This window comes from Aerococcus sp. L_32 (assembly GCF_050689315.1).
Genome location: NZ_JBOEQF010000677.1, coordinates 1 through 967 on the forward strand (window position 1 = coordinate 1; position 967 = coordinate 967).

At 39.9% G+C, this 967-nt stretch carries 2 protein-coding genes; both read left to right on the forward strand.

Annotated features, from left to right (window positions below; translation table 11 throughout):
• Nucleotides 1–165: glycine betaine ABC transporter substrate-binding protein (locus ACRCJ0_RS15650; RefSeq protein ID WP_431391109.1), on the forward strand; the 165-nt coding region annotated here is incomplete at its 5' end.
• Nucleotides 165–967: ABC transporter ATP-binding protein (locus ACRCJ0_RS15655; RefSeq protein ID WP_431391108.1), on the forward strand; the 803-nt coding region annotated here is incomplete at its 3' end. The genes ACRCJ0_RS15650 and ACRCJ0_RS15655, both read left to right, overlap by 1 nt.

The window sequence follows — 967 nt, forward strand, 5'->3', positions numbered from 1 at the left end:
GAAGACCATCCAGAGATTGTGGCATCCCTAAACAAGTTAAGTGGATTAGTAACCGAAGATGAGATGATTCAAATGAACTATGCTGTAAACGTTGAAGGACAAGAGCCTAGCCAAGTAGCCCATGATTTCCTAGTCGACAAGGGCTTAATAGGGGAGGATGCATAATGGCCAATATAATCGAATTTAAAGATGTAGAGAAAGTATATGAAGACAAACGTGTAATTGATGACTTGAATCTAACCATTCATGAAGGTGAATTTTTTGTCTTAGTGGGTCCATCAGGTAGTGGGAAAACGACATCCCTTAAAATGGTGAATGGCTTGACTGAGCCAACAGGTGGAGATGTTTACTTTAAAGGGCAAAAGATTAAAGATCATGATATTGAACAGATGCGCTGGAATATGGGGTATGTCTTACAAAAGATTGCCCTTTTCCCAACAATGAATGTTAGTGAAAATATTGATGTTATTCCAGAAATGATTGGTTGGCCAAAAGAGAAACGTGTAGCTAGAATTGACGAACTACTCAATTTAGTAGGTTTAGATCCCGAAATTTACCGGAACCGACCAGTTGATGAATTATCTGGTGGGGAGCAACAGCGAATTGGTATTTTACGTGCGATTGCAGCTGAACCGGATATTATTTTAATGGACGAACCTTTTTCAGCCCTAGACCCAATTTCGCGTAACCAGTTACAAGACCTCGTAGTCGATATTCATCAGCGGTTGAAGACAACCATCTTATTTGTCACACATGATATGGATGAAGCCATTAAATTAGCTGACCGAATCGGGATTATGAACCAGGGCCGTTTAATTCAAGTGGATACGGCTCAGGAAATTCTGACAAATCCAGAAAACCAGGTAGTGGCTTCCTTATTTAACCAAGAAAAAGAAGATGTCTTTGGCTTAAATATCTTCCGACCAGATATTCAACCACTTTCAGGAGACCATCCAGATTATCCACA